The organism is Chryseobacterium sp. CH25 (assembly GCF_004119455.1).
In the GTDB taxonomy this organism is placed as follows: Bacteria; Bacteroidota; Bacteroidia; order Flavobacteriales; family Weeksellaceae; genus Chryseobacterium.
Window position 1 is genome coordinate 21303 of the sequence record NZ_NRQT01000008.1, and the last position, 17245, is coordinate 38547.

At 35.9% G+C, this 17245-nt stretch carries 13 protein-coding genes; all 13 read right to left on the reverse strand.

Going from position 1 to position 17245, the window contains the following annotated elements:
* Nucleotides 1-210 precede the first annotated feature (210 nt).
* The 13 genes from BOQ64_RS17175 to BOQ64_RS17235 all read right to left on the reverse strand — a co-directional run bounded on the left by BOQ64_RS17175 (nt 211) and on the right by BOQ64_RS17235 (nt 17242).
* Complete coding sequence (locus tag BOQ64_RS17175; protein ID WP_129058408.1) at nt 211-1821, reverse strand: Na+/H+ antiporter; 1611 nt, start codon at nt 1819-1821, stop codon at nt 211-213.
* A gap of 156 nt (nt 1822-1977) precedes the next feature.
* A complete protein-coding gene (locus BOQ64_RS17180) occupies nt 1978-2982 on the reverse strand; it encodes a bestrophin family protein (RefSeq protein ID WP_129058409.1) in 1005 nt (334 codons plus the stop codon).
* Between the two features lie 86 nt (nt 2983-3068).
* Complete coding sequence (locus BOQ64_RS17185; RefSeq protein ID WP_129058410.1) at nt 3069-3746, reverse strand: DUF2490 domain-containing protein; 678 nt, start codon at nt 3744-3746, stop codon at nt 3069-3071.
* 137 nt (nt 3747-3883) lie between these two features.
* The gene (locus BOQ64_RS17190; protein ID WP_228448438.1) at nt 3884-4279 is read right to left on the reverse strand and encodes a DUF1398 domain-containing protein; all 396 of its coding nucleotides are present in this window, start codon (nt 4277-4279) and stop codon (nt 3884-3886) included.
* Between the two features lie 134 nt (nt 4280-4413).
* The gene (locus BOQ64_RS17195) at nt 4414-4863 is read right to left on the reverse strand and encodes a VOC family protein (protein WP_129058411.1); all 450 of its coding nucleotides are present in this window, start codon (nt 4861-4863) and stop codon (nt 4414-4416) included.
* A gap of 42 nt (nt 4864-4905) precedes the next feature.
* On the reverse strand, nt 4906-5277 hold the full coding sequence (locus tag BOQ64_RS17200) for a VOC family protein (protein ID WP_129058412.1): 372 nt from the start codon (nt 5275-5277) through the stop codon (nt 4906-4908).
* A gap of 30 nt (nt 5278-5307) precedes the next feature.
* Nucleotides 5308-5778: a hypothetical protein gene (locus BOQ64_RS17205; protein ID WP_129058413.1), complete on the reverse strand. Its 471-nt coding sequence runs from the start codon at nt 5776-5778 to the stop codon at nt 5308-5310.
* A gap of 10 nt (nt 5779-5788) precedes the next feature.
* Nucleotides 5789-6244, reverse strand: a complete 456-nt coding sequence (locus BOQ64_RS17210) for a DUF1569 domain-containing protein (protein WP_129058414.1) — start codon at nt 6242-6244, stop codon at nt 5789-5791.
* A gap of 330 nt (nt 6245-6574) precedes the next feature.
* A complete protein-coding gene (locus BOQ64_RS17215) occupies nt 6575-7783 on the reverse strand; it encodes an ABC transporter permease (protein ID WP_129058415.1) in 1209 nt (402 codons plus the stop codon).
* A gap of 77 nt (nt 7784-7860) precedes the next feature.
* Complete coding sequence (locus tag BOQ64_RS17220; RefSeq protein WP_129058573.1) at nt 7861-8817, reverse strand: HlyD family secretion protein; 957 nt, start codon at nt 8815-8817, stop codon at nt 7861-7863.
* 11 nt (nt 8818-8828) lie between these two features.
* Nucleotides 8829-10247 carry a TolC family protein gene (locus BOQ64_RS17225; RefSeq protein ID WP_129058416.1) on the reverse strand — a complete coding sequence of 473 codons (1419 nt, stop codon included), beginning with the start codon at nt 10245-10247 and terminating at the stop codon, nt 8829-8831.
* 559 nt (nt 10248-10806) lie between these two features.
* Nucleotides 10807-11295: a serine protease inhibitor ecotin gene (gene eco, locus BOQ64_RS17230; protein WP_129058417.1), complete on the reverse strand. Its 489-nt coding sequence runs from the start codon at nt 11293-11295 to the stop codon at nt 10807-10809.
* 43 nt (nt 11296-11338) lie between these two features.
* Nucleotides 11339-17242 carry an alpha-2-macroglobulin family protein gene (locus BOQ64_RS17235; protein WP_129058418.1) on the reverse strand — a complete coding sequence of 1968 codons (5904 nt, stop codon included), beginning with the start codon at nt 17240-17242 and terminating at the stop codon, nt 11339-11341.
* Nucleotides 17243-17245 lie beyond the last annotated feature (3 nt).

Here is a 17245-nt window from a genome sequence, read left to right on the forward strand (position 1 = left end):
ATTTTTAACCGCAAAAGTCACAAAAGAATCTGAATACTTAAGTTATTTTAAAGTTAATATTCTTACTACTGAGAAGAGCACTTAAGTTTGAAAATCTACAGATTTTCCCTTCGTGAGTCTTATGCAAGTTAACCTTAATTTCAGACTTAGGTTGAATTCTTTTGTGACTTTTATGTCTTTATTTTACTTTATCGTAAAAGTTCCAGTTTATCAATGAGAAAAACCAGTAATCTTGGCTTCATCAAAATCCAGCTGCATTTCAATGGTTCTCATCACATGATCGTCAAATATTTTCTCTTTTTTCATTCTGTGTAATTCATTTCTCTGAGCCTGAATGATCTGACGCAATACATCTTTATTCTGATTAATCGCCGTAACATAATCTCCGGTAGAAGCCATACATTGGGCTTTATCTGCCATCAGCATCATTTCGTTTTCCAGTTTATGCTTTTGGTGACGAACAAGGCTGTTAGATACGGCCAATTCAGAAAAATCATTATCCAGTTTATGCAAAGCTGTTTCTTTAAGCTTACGCATCAGGATAACTTCTTGTTTTTCTTCAGGCAGTTCACTTCCTGCATCCTGGATATTCAATAATTTAAGAATCGGAGATAGTAATAGACCCTGTCCTACCAAAGTAATCAGAATGATAACGAAAGTTACAAATAGAATGATATTTCGGTGTGGAAATGCATCTCCGTTAGGTAAAAAAGCAGGTATTGATAAAGCTGCCGCCAATGATACCACACCTCTCATGGCTGCAAAACTGATGATAAAAGGTTCTCTCCAATCCGGTTTTGGGACTTTTAACCTTAATTCTTTAGAACAAAGCCTTGGGAAATACATCAACGCATAACTGTAGACAATCCTGGTTCCGATAATAGCTCCACCAATTACCACACTGTAAAAAATTCCTTCTGAAATGGTATAATCTGTTAATCCTTCTACAACAATTGGTAATTCAAGGCCGATGAGGATAAAAATGATGGTATTCATCAGAAATATAAGGACACTCCATACATTTCCGGACTGAATTCTTGAGGTATGACTTAGATAACAGTGTGAATTGTAAGACATCAATAATCCCCCGGCAACTACTGCCAATACTCCTGAAAAATGGAAGTGTTCTGCTCCTACATACATAATGTAAGGAACAATCAAGGTAATTACGGTATCTATATTGGAATTAGTAGGAATAATCCTCAACAGCGCCCCAAACAGAAAACCTACTGCCACTCCTACTGCAATTCCGCCTATAGCCATGGTAAAGAAATCCTGCACTGCATCTCTCCAGATAAACTGGCCAGAAATAACAGCAGCCAGAGCAAATTTAAAGACAATTAAACTGGATGCATCATTAATCAAACTTTCTCCTTCCAGGATACTTGTTATCTTTTTAGGAATTTTCATATGTTTTAATACTGAAGTAGCAGCTACAGCATCCGGTGGAGAATTCACTCCACCTAACAGGAATCCCATTGCTACGGTAAGCCCGGGAATAATGGAAGATGAAAGGTAAGCAACAACTATTGATGTTAAAAACACCAATCCAAAAGCCATGGAAAAGATCTGCTTTCTCCATTTATGAAAGTCCTGCCATGAGGTAAACCATGCCGCTTCAAATAAAATAGGCGGAAGGAAAATAAGAAAAACAAGATCCGGTTCTATCTCTACACGCGGCATTCCTGGAACGAAGCTTATCAGTAATCCTGCAATCACCAGGAAAATAGGATAAGCCACTTTCAGTTTCTGCCCGATCATTACTAATATCATTACAGACAGTAAGACTACAATGGATATTATAACATAACTGTGAATCATTTCGATTTAGTTTTTTTAAGTATTATTTTTTGTTACAACTAGAAAAGCTAACTTATGTGGTTTGCTGTTTATCTCAACCTGTAAATTTTTATCTCACGCAGATTTTGCAGATAACGCAGATTTCAATTTAACTTCGTTATTTCTCAGTCTTTTAATTTAAAGTACAATATTGTTTTTGGGAGTAATTGCTGGCGGAAGATCGGTTTCATCCAGCATATCTCTCATATCAATTTCAATGGTACGGCTAATTTGGGTAATAGGAACATCATTAGCACTTCCTTCAAAAGGGTTTACGGATGCCTCTCCTACACTGTCTAAGGTATGGAAACACCAGGTTACCAATAATGAGAAAGGAATATTGAACCAGATGGTCCATCCTTCCACTATGGAACCTTCTCCCAGCTTATCAAATTCTTTTAATAATCCAAAAGGGACAAATACAATGAACAACAACAAAAGATAGGTTGTAATGGATGAAAAATTCCTCGGATAAGGAAAGTTTTTAATTCTTTCTGCTTTTCCCTGGCTGTCGGTAAATTTTACCAACTGCTGATTAATCTGAGTCCATTGAAAATCATTAATTTCTCCTTTTTCATAAGCTTCAGACAATTCTTTACTTTGGCTGGCCATCAATTGGGTCGCTCTGTTTTTTTTGCTCAGAATATACTGAAGTTCTGTTTCTGAAAGGTATTTTTTAAGCTCATCATCAAGTTTTGAAATCCTTTCCGGAATATCATATTTTTTTGCATATTCATCAAACTGAGCGGTTCCGGTATTCTCCCACACTCTTGGTTCTCTGAGTTGAAATCTTAATGCCGTAAGCCATGCATAATGACGAAGGAACATTTCTTTTACTTTACCTGTATCTTTTCCTCCAAGAGAGTCTCTTAAAATATATCCAAAACTGCGACTGTCATTGATAATAGCTCCATAGATCTGCCTGGCTTCCCAAAGTCTGCTGTAACTGGCATTGTTCTTAAACCCTACAATAAAAGCTACTGCAGTTCCCATAATAGCAATGGGCTGCCAAGGTACTGAAAGAAATTTCCAGCCTAAAAAATATAAGATGGTAGGTATTGCGGCCAATACAATTAAAGCGTAGATACTGCGGCGTGTCCAGCTGATAAATTCCCTTGCGCCAAATCTTTTTCCTGAATGCATTATGTGTTGTTTTTTGTGTTAATTTTTAATCAATATCTTTTAAATAAAAGCTTTTCCATCAGCGCATTCATCAGAAACAGTCAATATTAGTTTTTCGTAAACGGGATATTGTTATAAAAACCAATCTGAATTTGTCCTCTGTTTCTGTTTTCCTGAATCTGATTCATATATCCGGCCTCAATTCTCATGTTTTTGTTAATCACATAGCCTAAAGCACCATAGACTCTGTTTCTATCAAAAACAGGACTGTTGAAATGCAGGAAAACCTCATTATATACAGATGCGTACAATGTTTTCGGCAGCATTTCTTTTTGAGTAATCGGAATATTCAGTCCCAGCATATAGCGAAATCTCATTCTAAAATCATCTTCCAGGAAACGTTCTTCCAAACGATAACGGTGTTGAAGATTAAAACGCCCAAACTTCTGCTTAGTAATGTATTGCTGGAAAATTCTGTGTTCTATATTTTCCTTTTTTTCTCCGTTCACATACGGCTGGCTCAGGATGAAACCATATCCCAATAACACGTTATTATTGTTTTCAGTAAGATCATATCCAATTCCGGTACGGATTAAGAGTTGTTCCAGATCTCCAATAGCATCAAAATTTCTGTACTGAACTTCATTGTGCCAGTTCAGTTTTTTACTGATCTTATTATTTCCAAAATACATATACCACGCACCCAGATCATTTTTTTGTGCCCATGTTAAAACCGAGCCCAAGCTCAATACCGTGAATGCCAACTTCGTGAAAACCTTTCTCATGCTTATTACTATTATCTATCGTTTTTAACAAAATTAATATTTTAAATCAATAATAGCAAACGATATTTTAGGATTGTCCTGATCGAGGTTTAATTTTAAGACACTTTAAATCTGGCATCTATCCAATTCCGGCAGTTTTACCCAGGAATCTGTTCTACCAGAATTTCTTTCCCGTCTCTATCAAAATAAGTACAGATCATTGCCTCCAGATTCATCACCCAGCCATCAATTCCATTTTCTGCACAGTCTTTACAGAATGTCATATAATCAGTACCACCCTGCTGATGAAGTTTCAATCTTGTTTTAAAATTCTCAAAATTTACCTTCTCCGCAACAGTAAGTTTTTCATACTTATCACCTGTATGGGCAGATTGATTATTGTTATCAAAATATTCGGTATTCCCATTTTCTACATAAGTTGTATAATGAGATACACCAAGGTTTTTAATAGCTTTAATATATCGAGGAAAGTCTGCTCCACTTTTTACTTTCTGATGTTCAGTTTTAATATCTTCAATGGTAAATTTCATCATTCTATCTGTAATTAAATATTCTTATCTTTATTCAAATTTAAAAAATTTCGGGATGCAAATATATCATCAAACAAAAAACCGACAGTAAAACTGCCGGTAACTTATCACTATATCTCAGATACAAAATATTAATATTATGGATGCTGCTGCATTTTAGCAGGGTCATCATAGTTTACCATCCAGTTGATCCCAAATTTATCGGTAAACATTCCGAAGTAAGCTCCCCAGAAAGTGTCTGCCAATGGCATTGTTACCTGACCGCCTACAGAAAGTCCATTAAATAATTTCTCTGCTTCTTCTTTAGATTCTGCATTAATAGAGATGGAAAAATTGTTTCCTTCTTTAAAATTAGAAGCCCACTCTCCACCTGTATCACTTCCCATTAATACGGTTTCTTTGGAAATAGGAAGGGTAACGTGCATAATTTTGTTCTTATCTTCTTCAGGAAGCTCTTTTCCTTCCATTGGCGGCATTTCACCAAAAGTTCCGATATAAGGATATTCTCCTCCGAAAACCGACTTATAAAAATCGAATGCTTCTCTGCAATTCCCGTTGAATGTTAAATAAACGTTTACTGATGCCATGATTGTTTTTTTAGTTAAGTTTTAAATTGTTTTGAATTTTGTTTATCTGTGCTGATCGATCAGGATCATATTTCCATCCGGGTCTTTAAGGTAGATATGTTCCGGTCCTGAAGTAGTTTCATCTGCTTCTTTATCCAGCTCTATACCACTTTCCTTTAATCTTTTCTGAATTTCACGTACATCATCAAAGGATTCAAGATTTTGGGCATTTTCATCCCATCCCGGATTAAATGTAAGCATATTCCCGTCAAACATTGCCTGAAACAGACCTATTAAGGTAGATCCGTTTTTCATAATAAGATAGTTTTGCTCAGTGGCTCCGGCCATAGTTGTAAATCCCAATTTCTCGTAAAAGTCTTTGGATTTCTGAAGGTCTTTTACACTCAGACTGATTGAAAATGCTCCTAATTTCATATTTTTTACTATTGAATATTTGTTTTGGATTTATTGATTTTTCAGATGGGTTTTGAAGGTAAGCGTTCCATCGTAGCTTTTCCAGTCGCCAATCAGTTCAATATACTGTCCTTCTACTTTTTCAGTCTTCCTGTTCCATTTGAAATTATAAACAAATCGTCCTTTAAAAACACCTGAATGTTTCCCTTTATTCTCCTCAGCCAGTTCATATTCTCCAAATACAGTTCCCTGCTTTTTAGAATCCTTATATTTTGAAATGGTAATAGTTCCTTCAAACTTAGCATAATTGGTATCTACAAGAGAATATCCTGAAACAAAATACTCCTGATCATTCTTTTTGTTCTGTTCAGAAATATTGATTTTAAGCTTCAGCTCCTGTCCCTTATTTCCAATAGTCCCAATATAAGGCTTGCTATTATTCAGCCAGGTGTTTGAAATATCCGGCATTTGGGCCAATACAAATTGGGTTGCCAGAATGAAGAGCAATAAAAGTTTTTTCATATCGTGATTTTTAAACTCCGAATTGAGCCAGGTGGTGGTTCAGATGTTTTGCAAACATATTGTTCCATTCCTGAGCTTTTAATTTTCCGAAAGAGAAAGATTCTTTGCCATCAAAAGCATCTGCTCCCAACTGTTGGGTCTTTTGAATAAAACCAATCAGTCTTCTTTTTTCTTCTTCAAAGTTTTTTCTTCCTGTCACTAAAAATTGTGGTGCTGTAGGAGAATCTCTGGGATAGGCTTTTTCACCTACCACTTTAGATTTCACAAAAGTTTTTAAAATGAACTTTGCAATAGATCCCGGCTTTTTATGTTTTTCTGGCTCATAAACCATTTCATAAGTAATAGAACAGTGCGCCAACATCTGATCCACCGTCATCTTTCCCCATAGTCCATGGGTATCTTCTACCAGTCTGTTTATTCTATCAATATAGTTTTGAGCGTCTTTTGCGTCAAATACATTTTCCATATACGATCTGTTTTTTACTACAGACAAATATATCAGTTTTTTTGTTTGATTTTTATGGTGGGAGATTTTTTTGTTGCGGGGTACTACGGGTTTGAGAGTTTGAGGGCTTTAGAGTTTGCGGGTGTTTTATCTCTTTCCACAGCTATTCTACCTTAACGACATTCGATGCGTGATAATTCCCCTCTTCTGGAGGGGTGGCTAAAATTCAAAGAATTTTTGACGGGGTTGTTTTAAAAATGTTAAGGTGTTAGGATTTTAGAATATAAATGCAAATACCGAATGAAAACCATCGTCATCATTCGGTATTTGTACTTTTCAAACTGATATAATTTATTCAGTCTCCTCTTCAGAAGCTCCTTCCAGAGCAATTTCCTGCGGTGCTGCTTTTTTGAAAATAAACCAAAGCTTAATCTTTAAAGCAATCCACCCTATGATGGCATATACTACTAAAAGAATACTTAAATGTTCCAGATATGGGAAAGTAAGTTCTACAGATCCTTTCTGAATCAGAAGAATTTTAAAAGCCTGTAAAAATGGAGTTAATGGGATGATATTGGCAATAAACTGTACGAATGCCGGCATTGCACTTAACGGCCATGTAAAACCACTAATAATAAAGGCTGGAGAAGCAATTACCATAAGAATCTGTGTAGCCTTTAAGGCATCCGGAATCAATATACTGATGAATACTCCAAGGAATGATACGGAGCCTACAAAAACGGCTGTCAGAAGAATAAAATTAAGTATTCCTTCCGGCATCGGAACCCTGAATATCATGTGCATGAAGTAATAAATACCTACAATAAGAATAGAAGATATCCAGATTGGAATTACTTTAATCAGCATGGTTGGGAATGCCCATCTTTTCATTTTCACATATTCCTTCACAAAAGATCCTCTTTGGAATTCTGCTGCAAAACTTACCGCCATCGCTAAAAGAATTACCTGTTGTAATACTACAGCCAGCATGGCAGGCCACATAAAGATCAGATAGTTTCCAGTAGTATTGAAGAGGGTAATATAATTGGCTTTGAAAGGCTCATACTGCGTTGCGGCTTTTGCTGCAGGCATTCCGGCTTTCTGTAAAGCTTTGATGGATGCTCCGGCTGAGAATGTTCCTATGGTCAGCTGAAGTGCTTTGGATGCAAAGTTAGCCGTTAAAACGTTTCCTGTATTGATGTAAACATTCAGCTCAGGATATTTTTTCTGAAGCATATCGCCTTCAAAACGGGATGGAATAATAACCACCGCTGCTGCCTCATGCCGGATGACTTCATCTTTTATGCTCAGAGGCTCCTGGATATATTTGATGATTTTAATACTCTTATTATCATCAAGCATTTCTGTTAATTGGTTAGATAAAGGGGTATTATCTCTATCTACCACTAATACAGGTGTGTTTTCAACTTTTCCGCTTTGGTAGACAAACCCCAGCAAGGTGGCATAAAAGATCGGTGCCACAAAGAACACTGTTCTTAAGGTTGAATTGCTGAAAAAAAGCTTGAACTCGCGTTTTAAAAGACGGAAAAATTCTTTCATCTGTATATTTTAATATTTTAAATAACCGGACGGAGCTCAGCAATTATTGAAGGTAACCGTCCTGTTTCATTTCATAATTATTTAAGGATCACATTGGCATTTACCAAAAGACTTTTAGCCTTATTCATATCTGTTGGCTTTACTTTAATCTCGTAAATAGCGTCCTGTAACTGATAATCCGGGTATGCTGTAGTAATATCTGCATATCTTGTTAACTGCTTGATATAAACAACAGTTCCCTGAAGACTTTCTTTGTTGTAAACGATCTGCATATTCACGTTCTGCCCTTTTTTATATTTTGAAATAGCACTTTCAGGAACGGTAAATCTAAAATAAGTACTTTCCGGAATATATCCATTGAACAAAGCAAATCCTGCTGTTGCCAATTCACCTGTATTTAAGCTGATGGTTTCAATCTCCATATCATTGGTAGCAATGATATATCTTTCCGAATAGGCTACATTCGCTTCCTGTAATGCTCCTTTTGCCTGGGAAGCCTGCCCTGCTGCCATTTCCACTTTTTCAAAACGGGTTCCTCTGTTCACATCATCCAATTCTGCTACTACAGCATCATATTGTGCTTTTGCCCCCTGAAGTTTAGCATATACTTCATCATGTGCCTGTGGAGACATTAAGCTATCACGGAACATATTATTGGCTCTTCTGTAAGATTTCTGTGCAAATTCATATTGCTCTTTCAATCCTTTATATTTTGCCTGAAGCTGTCTCAACTGATCGGGTGTGGCTCCGTTTTTAGCCATCTGTTCCTGAGCTGTTGCAGCACTTACCGCTCCCTGAGCCTGGGCTATTTTTGCAGAAACTTCCGGCACATCAAGCTGGGCCAGAGTATCTCCTTTTTTTACCGTCTGCCCTTCAGCAACATATATTTTTAAAATTCTTCCGGTTACTTTAGGAGCGAAAGAGATCACATCCTTTTTGGTTTTCCCTTCAGGTTCTTTAATTTTTTCGTTTTTCTTATCACAACTTCCCAGTAAAAACAGAGAAGCAAAGACTATAGCTATATTTTTATGCATCATTTTAATTTTTATGGGATTAAATAAAATTTGGTAATATCCAGTTCCTGAGTAGCTCTCATCAGCTCTATCCCCGCTCTTCTCTGATTGAAGATGGCGTTCTGATATTCCAGTTCTGAAGCTTCAAGATCATTTTCCGCATCAATAAGCTGGGATGATTTACTCATTCCGTATCTGAATTCTTTTTCAGCCTGCACCAATGCATTTTTAGCCAGCTCTTTTTCTTTAGCTTTTAAAGTGATCTGAGCGGTTGCAATATCATAATTGGTTTGGTTATTCGCCAGATTCAATGATAGTTTTTTTAATGCATCTTCTTTTTGATTCTGCAGTACTTCTTTCCCCACTTTAGCTGTTTCTTCAGCATGTTTCCCTTCTTTTCCGTCGAAAATTTCCCATTTAAATCCAACTCCTGCTGTAATCAATGGAAAGACATTAATATTATTTGGGCTCCAATCCAGTTTTTTCCCTTCATATCCAAGTAATGGAACAGCCGGAACTACATTTTCTGAACTTTTAATACGGTTTCCATATAATCCGATATAATAAGCAGAGGCCATCAACTGAACTTTAGGAATCATCCAAGTTTTCTCTGCCTTAATTTTGTAATCTGCAGCAGCAATCCCATGCTCAAGGGCACGAACTTCTGCTCTCTGCTCTATTCCTTTTTCTGCGGCCAGAAGTTCTACAGGAGACAATACCGGATCAATCATTCTCAGACGCTCCTTGTCGATTCCCGTTAAAATATAAAGCTGGGTAAGAAGCAGTTCTTTTTTCCCCTCATATTCTACCACTTTTGCATTTAAAGTAGCTTGTGCCAGTTCAATTTTTTTATGGTCATAAGGAGTAATTAATCCGTATCCTAATGCCTTATCGGCTGTTTTTTTGTTGATGTCCAGTCTTTTTTTACTTTCATCCAATACCTTTTTAGACTGATGGATTAATGCCAGCTGGTCATAGGCTTTTGAAATAGTAGCCATCACTTCATCTTTCGTTTTTTCCAACAGAATATCTTCGGATTTCTTTTTTTCTTCCACTGCCTTTTTCAGGTATTTTACCTTACCTCCTGAATACAGAAGCATTTTGGCATCTGCTTTTGCAACGCCAGAAAATCCTGATACATTGAAATTGTTGTTAAAAGTTCCTTCCGGGATATTGATGAAAGGGGCCAGATTAATTTCCGGTGACGTAAGTCTTGCTGTTCCGTTAAGGTAACCCGCTTTACCGCTTAATTCCAACGTTGGAAGAAAAATATCTTTTAACTTGTGCTCGTCAAGATCGGTAAGTTTGTTTTGGGTAATCTGCATCTTCAGGCTCGAGTCGCGAACCATTGCACTATCCAGAAGTTCTTTAAAGTCCGGCGCAGACTGTGCCCAGCCAAAAGCAGGAAAAGCAAAAAAACTAAACGTAAAAATCAATAAATTGTTTTTCATGGTTTATGTTTATAACAAATATAATGCAAAAAATGTTAAAATACTCAAAGATAATTTAACAAAACCATGAATTTACAATAAGTTTAAAATGTGTTTAAGTATAAAAGTCTTTAAAATAAAGTCTTATCAAAACCGTTTAAAAGTTAATTAAAAACTAAAAAATCTTGAAAAAAAATTTAACTCCACTTTTCTCTCTCTTCTTTTAAGGTTCTTTTTAATAGAATACAAAGGCATTTAAAAACTCTGAGCTGGAAATTCAAAAATATAACATGCAACAAAAACTACTATCAATCTGAGTTCCGGTGAATGAAATATTGATTCTTTTAACGCGAAGATCGCAAAAAGCTTTAATCTACATTGAAAATAATTTCGTTCGCAAAGGCATTTCATTTAACTAGGAAATTTACAACTTCATCGTTTAGTGAAAGGTCTTTGTGATTGGCTGTCTTCAAAAACCTTGCGACCTATTGCGTTATAATAATGTACATAAACATATATAAAAGCGAAAACTCCCCACATCACTGTGAGGAGTTTTCTGTTTATAATAAGCTTGCAAATTTTACTTTTGAACTGCTTTTTTCATTCCATTATCAGGTCTTAGAACTCTGTAACGAACTTCAATGTCTTTTGGCACATAGAATACCAATGGCAGTTTACTGTTGTATCTTACGATTTCCGGCTTAAGAGTAACAAACTTTTTAGTCATTTTTTTATCCAGACAACCCATTAATGTTCCTGCTGTTTCTCCTTTGGATTCTACTTCATAATAGTTGTATCCCCATCCCTGAAGATCCTGACTTTTCATTTCCCCCATTAAAGCGTAATTGTTGCAGTCTAACATTTTTTCAGCGCCTACAAAAACTTCTACTTTTAAATCGTTTTCATTTTTTGCTACAGGAAGCTGAATATATACTTGTTTGTATCCTTCTTTAGCTTTTGGGAACATTTCAATCTGTAGTTTTTCAAACTTTTCAGCTTTCTTTTGAGCGAAAGCACTTACCCCAGCCATCAATACCAATCCAGTAATTAAAGTTTTTGAAAATTTCATTTTATTTGGTTTTAAATTTTACGTATTTGCTAATAGCCAAAAATCATTCCAAAATCTGAATTCCGGTTCCTTTTGTGTGCGAATTCATCTGTGGAGCATAGTAATTCTGCATTGTAGTAATGCCGTTTGAGAACTTTCCGGACGCATTGGCAACTACATCATATTCAAACACATATTTACCTTTTGGCATATATTGAATATAGAAATTTGTGGACGCATCTTTAGTAGATTGATAATATCCTAAATTATTTTTCCACTGGTATCCTGATAAGGCATCAAGAGGTTCAAATCCTGCAGCTCGCATATCTTTAATATGGATGAACTCCATGGGTCTGTCTGTATTCAGAATCATTCTTACGGTTACTTTATCTCCTACTTTCAATGGTGTTTCCGGTGAAATCTTCTGAAGTTCTTCTCCGTTTACCGTTTTCACTTTTTTATACAGTTCTTTGGTTACAGAAATATAGTTTTCGGATGATTTAATTTTATCCAGATCTTCATAATACTGCCAGAATAAGCCACCCTGAACAATTCCAGGTCCTGGTTTGGTCACTGTAACCGTTCCCAGGTTCTTATCTATTGCATCTGTTTTCACTGTTGATTTCACATATCCTGTTGCCTGAGTCTGAGGAACGATTTCTTTTCCACCCCAAACGATAGTTGCTTTATCACTTTCAGCACCGGTCCATGATTTCCCTGAATTTAAGATCGTAAAGATCACTTCAGCAGTTCCTCTTGAGCTTCCCCATGAGTTCACTTCTTTCTGAGTTACCAGCCAGATCTTCATATCTTCAATAAAGTTCTGATCATTAGATTTCAGTTTATTGAAAGCTTCTAACGCCCCTGCATGGTTCACGACTTTAGAACTGAACCAGCCCCAATCATTTAAGTTCTGTTTCCAGTATATACCTTGAGTTTTGGTATCTGTTGAAGTTTCTTTAAGGTAAGTCATCAATTTATCAGATACATCTTTCACTCCGTAATCATTCATCAATAATGCTGCACGGTGCAGTCCGAAGAATGTAAAATCAGTAATTTTTGCCGTTTTTGCTTTTTGTTTTACCAATGTCTTCAACGTGGCTCCTTTTCCTTTTAAAGGATATTGTTTTTCCCAATAGTTTCTGGTATCTAAATAATCAAGAACCCAGTTGCTCCATACATTATCTTTCTTCGTATCCGCATATTTACTGATCTCATTATCTACATACTGGATCAATTTCGCTACTAAAGCATTCTGTCCTGCACTCTGATATTCTTTTGCATTGTCTTTTAACCATAGATTAATCTTTCCAAGGTTTTTAAGAATATATAATGAAGTACTGAAAGAACTTGGATATCCTGCATACCATGAGAATCCACCATCAGGATTTTGAAGCTTGCTAAAGTCATCCCAATTTTGGTTAATTGAATTTCTCATCGTGTTGACATCAAAAAGAAGTGCCAGTTTTTGCATCTGTTCAGCTTCATTTTTACTTTCCAGTACCCATGGAGTTTCATCCAATAACAGCTGTTTTAGTTCCTGATTTTTCTCAAGGTTTGAATTTAATAATCCTTTCCCCTGATACTCATCAAACACCGTTTTCATTTTAGGATTTGCTTTGAAAATCTCAGAAGCCAATACATCTGCAAACCATTTGTTGAAAATAACATCTGCCGAACTGTTCTGGTCGTTTTTCAAGCTCGGAAGCGCAAACATAATTTCCCAGATCGGGTTGGTTGTTAATTCTAGCGTGTTGGAAACATTTGATGCTGTTGTAGAAGTGTTATTTTTAAGGTTATCTAATACAAAAGTTTTTGTTTCTCCTTCTTTTACAAATACCGGTACAGCATCGGTCACCAGCATTCTGTTTGGCAATACTGCCACTGCCTGTTGTTCTCCGTCAGAATAAGCTCCTGCTTTTGCTACTACTTTTAAAATGATAGAAGATACGTTGTTTGGAACTTTTAATTTCCAGGTTAACGCACTGTTTCCGTTTTCATTTAAATCAAAGTTCTGTGTTCCAGAAGTAATTCCGAATTTTGAAGAGATGTTTTCATTGGTGAAGGCATCTAAAATCTGCAATTCGGCAGAACCATTCATTTTTTTATTGGTAAGGTTGGAAAGTTTTGACTGTAAATTCAGTTCATCGCCTTCTCTTAGGAATCTCGGATAGTTTGGAGTAACTGAGAATTCTTTTTGAGTTACCACTTCTTTTTCTAATGTAGCAGCTCTTGCATCTTTTGTGTGAGCAAGGAACATTAATTTCCATTTTGTTAATGCTTCCGGAGAAGTGAATTCGAAGTTAACGTTTCCTTCTGCATCTGTTTTCAGATCCGGATAGAAGAAAGCGGTTTCATTTAAATTCTGACGTACCGGAACTTTTTCCAATGATTCGTTGGATTCAGATTGATTTACAACTGCATCAGCTTCTGCAACAGCAGCTCCCATTACCTGACTCTCCTTTTTTACTCCATATGCTGTCACTACCACTTCCTCAATCGCAGCTGAATTTCTAGCAATAGGGGCTGCCGGCGTTGCACCTGGCACACCTTTACGACGTAATTTAGGAGATATTCCTCCATTTCCTCCAAGGCTATAAAACAAACTACCATCAAACCAGTTAAAGTTAGGAACTGCTACATAATTTCCATTGAAATATTTCAATCGTTTCTGATAGCTTTTCTGCAACAGATATTCTCTCACATCATAAGAAGTGATTATATTGAATGGTGTATATAATTTATCCCAGCCATAAGTATTCACAGCAAACTGATCTAACGACATGTCATACATATTGGCCAATACTTCTGCATTCACCTTTTCTTTATCATTTCCGGTAACTTTTACCGTCCATTTCTCTTTTGAATTCGGTTCCAGCTTATCTCTGAAAGTAACCGTTTCAATTTTTAAAGGTTTCTCTGTATCCTTGATCTTCAATGCAGCAGTTTCTGTCTGTACATCATTAAATGCTACTAACTGGAATTGCAGATTCAGTTCAGAAACACTTTTATCTTTTGGAATCTCTGCCGTATATTCAAGAATCCCCTTTTTCAGCTGATGAGTTTCTGTTATCGTTTTACCAGACCCATCCTGAACAAAAACATTCACTAATGCATCAGGAATGGCAGAATATACATATACTTTAGCTTTTTCACCTCTTGCCGTTTCATTCTTTGGGGCAATTACCGTTAAGAATGTTTTCTGTGCAGGTTTCAGAGAGCTTTTATCCCAAACACTGAAATACTGAGCTGCTTTTATAGTATCTTTTCCTTCAATATTAAACAGTTCCAGCTGATAATCTCCTGCTTCCAGTTTTCCTAAGTCCAAATCAGAAGCCTGAGTATCAGAAGATGGCTGCTGTTGTCTTTCTACAATTACTTTTTCTGTTTTCCAGTTTTTGATCTCATCATTTTTATCAAACAAATCATGTGGGAACTTGCTGATAAATTCTGTTTTTGAATATTGAGGCAGATTCTGAACTTCAGCTTTGAAATTATCTCTGAAAACTCTATCCGGAACCACCAGTTTTGACAGTTTCACCTGATAAGCTTTTTTAAGAGCCTGTTCGTTGTAATTCTTAGTTTCTACTTTTAGTTTTGCATTTTCATCACTGAATATATTTTTGATTTCATCAGCTTTGATGTAGTGAGAAACAGAAGCAACTTTCAGATCTGTATTGGCCGTTTGGGTTTCCCCATTAATATCCGTAACAGATGCATTGATCTGGTAGTTATCAATCTGAATTCCTTCCAGTTTTTCATCTTTCTTAAGATCCAAACGGATCACAAATTCTCCTTTTTCATTGGTTTTGGCTTCACCTAAAATTGAGTTTTCATTATCGTTTCCTCTTGGGTACCACCAGAAATATCTCCAACGGATGTTTTGTTTTTTAATCTCGTAATTTACCGTCGTATTGCTTAAAGCTACTCCTGAGAACATCATGGCTTTCCCTTTCAGTTCTATGGTCTGTCCGTATTTATATTCGTCTTTTACCGGATCAAAGGTCACTTCAAACTTTGGTCTTTTATACTCTTCTACTCTGATATCTTTATATCCCTGACTATCTCCATCTGTATTCAGATAAAAAGTACCATTCAGCTTTCCTTTCGGCAACATAAAACTTCCATGATAAGAACCAAATTCATTGGTAGTAAAGCTTTGAGAAGAAACTTCCTGATTGTTGGCATCCATCAGCGTAATTTTCTGCTTTAATCCAGAAGTTACAGACTCCGTTTCATTATTTAAACGGGTATTTACTACTTTGAAATACACCATCTGCCCAGGTCTGTAGATGGCTCTATCTGTAAAGATCTGTGCTTTGGAACGGGCTTCTTTATTAGGGTTATAATCTTCACGCCCATTATTTCCGTATACCTGCATAATCTGGAAATCATTGGTTTTAGGCTGCTGAATCAGATAGGTTCTGTAGTATTCTTTATTAGCCGTTGTAGGGAATTTAAAAACTCCTTTATCATTGGTTTTTCCTTCAATTTTATTGATTGAATTGTTATTGGTAAATTCATAAAAACGAAGGTTTTCATTAGCTATTGGCTTCCCGTTTTCACTGTTAACCAGCTTCAGATCATCTGCAAGTGAATTTCTGGAAGATCTGAACTGATAAATAATTTTGTTTCCAGAAACCAGAAAGTAGAAATTCTTTTCAGGATTATTCTCTTTTGTATCCGCTCCAGCCACTGAATATTCTGCAACATATACTCCGGAAGGAAGCGGTTTAATTTCCAGTGAAGTTTTATGAAGCTGATAATCTTTCGGATCAGAAAGCTGGTAGGTTTCCTTTCTTACCAGACTCTTTTTTACATTACTGAAATAGTTATCAGCATAGGAATTCTGTGCATATTTTATGAAGGACAGAAAATCTTCTTTTACTTCATAAATATTGATCGAAAATTCAGAAAGATTCTTAGATTCAGCAATAAAGTGAATCGGTAGATTATTCTGAGTCTGCTTTTCGTATTTGATGCTCAATACCGGATTGGTGATCTGATTCTCCTTATTTTTTATATTTTCAATAAAAGGAGATTTTGGATATTCACTTTTAGCCTGAGCTGCAATAGTAATAGCTTCTTTTGCCTTATTTTTCATCACCAGCTCATCCATAATAGCTTCCATGATGATTACTTTATAATCTCCCTGCACATCAGATTTAGCTAATTTCTGAAGCTGTTCCAGTTTATCTTTACACTGATTGAAATTACAGTTATCCTCCAACTTTTCCTTCATGAAATAAAGCTTTGGATTACCATTATTCTGAGCAATCAGTTCATCAAAAATGGCATTAATGGTCTTTCTGTTCTCTGTAAGTTCATTTTTGGTGAAAATATTATTCTCAGATAAAAAGGCAATCTTTTTAAGAGAATACCAATCATACAGACTTTGGAAATAAGCAATATCTTTTGTCTCTGAAAACAGGTCTTTATATTTTTCCAATGAAGCTTTCTTCATATCCTGTTTCTGCTGATCCAGTTCCTGATAGCTTTTGGTTAAATAATTTTTGAAATCAAGCTTGGTCCAGGTCTCAATCTGTGCAAGATCCTGCTTATTAATATTCGTTCGTCCATTGATCTTCCAATAGTTTTGATTGTAATAATCCAGGAAAAAGTTATTCAGCAGAACTTTATAGACCAGTTTTTCATCTCCTTTCAGTTTTGCTTCTGCTTCCTGAAGTTTTTTGAAGAATTTTGAAGCCGCATCATTTTGGTCATCATCTACAGTTTGATTTACAATACTGAACTCTGCTTTCAGAGACCTGATCAACTGAATGGTATTATTTTCTTTCATAGCTTGGTTTTCTAGGTCTAAAATAATGGGTAGATTAGATTTATAAGCTCCTTTCTGACTGTTTTCCGCTATTTTTTTCCACTGGTCATCATAATATTTCTGTGCGATAACCGGTGAAAAGCCCAATGATAGCAACGAAAGCATAAATATCTTGGAAAATCTTTTCATATA

Coding starts and splice junctions, on each gene's coding strand:
- BOQ64_RS17175 (WP_129058408.1), bottom strand. CDS start 1,821: ATGATTCACAGTTATGTTATAATATCCATTGTAGTCTTACTGTCTGTA.
- BOQ64_RS17180 (WP_129058409.1), bottom strand. CDS start 2,982: ATGCATTCAGGAAAAAGATTTGGCGCAAGGGAATTTATCAGCTGGACA.
- BOQ64_RS17185 (WP_129058410.1), bottom strand. CDS start 3,746: ATGAGAAAGGTTTTCACGAAGTTGGCATTCACGGTATTGAGCTTGGGC.
- BOQ64_RS17190 (WP_228448438.1), bottom strand. CDS start 4,279: ATGATGAAATTTACCATTGAAGATATTAAAACTGAACATCAGAAAGTA.
- BOQ64_RS17195 (WP_129058411.1), bottom strand. CDS start 4,863: ATGGCATCAGTAAACGTTTATTTAACATTCAACGGGAATTGCAGAGAA.
- BOQ64_RS17200 (WP_129058412.1), bottom strand. CDS start 5,277: ATGAAATTAGGAGCATTTTCAATCAGTCTGAGTGTAAAAGACCTTCAG.
- BOQ64_RS17205 (WP_129058413.1), bottom strand. CDS start 5,778: ATGAAAAAACTTTTATTGCTCTTCATTCTGGCAACCCAATTTGTATTG.
- BOQ64_RS17210 (WP_129058414.1), bottom strand. CDS start 6,244: ATGGAAAATGTATTTGACGCAAAAGACGCTCAAAACTATATTGATAGA.
- BOQ64_RS17215 (WP_129058415.1), bottom strand. CDS start 7,783: ATGAAAGAATTTTTCCGTCTTTTAAAACGCGAGTTCAAGCTTTTTTTC.
- BOQ64_RS17220 (WP_129058573.1), bottom strand. CDS start 8,817: ATGCATAAAAATATAGCTATAGTCTTTGCTTCTCTGTTTTTACTGGGA.
- BOQ64_RS17225 (WP_129058416.1), bottom strand. CDS start 10,247: ATGAAAAACAATTTATTGATTTTTACGTTTAGTTTTTTTGCTTTTCCT.
- eco (WP_129058417.1), bottom strand. CDS start 11,295: ATGAAATTTTCAAAAACTTTAATTACTGGATTGGTATTGATGGCTGGG.
- BOQ64_RS17235 (WP_129058418.1), bottom strand. CDS start 17,242: ATGAAAAGATTTTCCAAGATATTTATGCTTTCGTTGCTATCATTGGGC.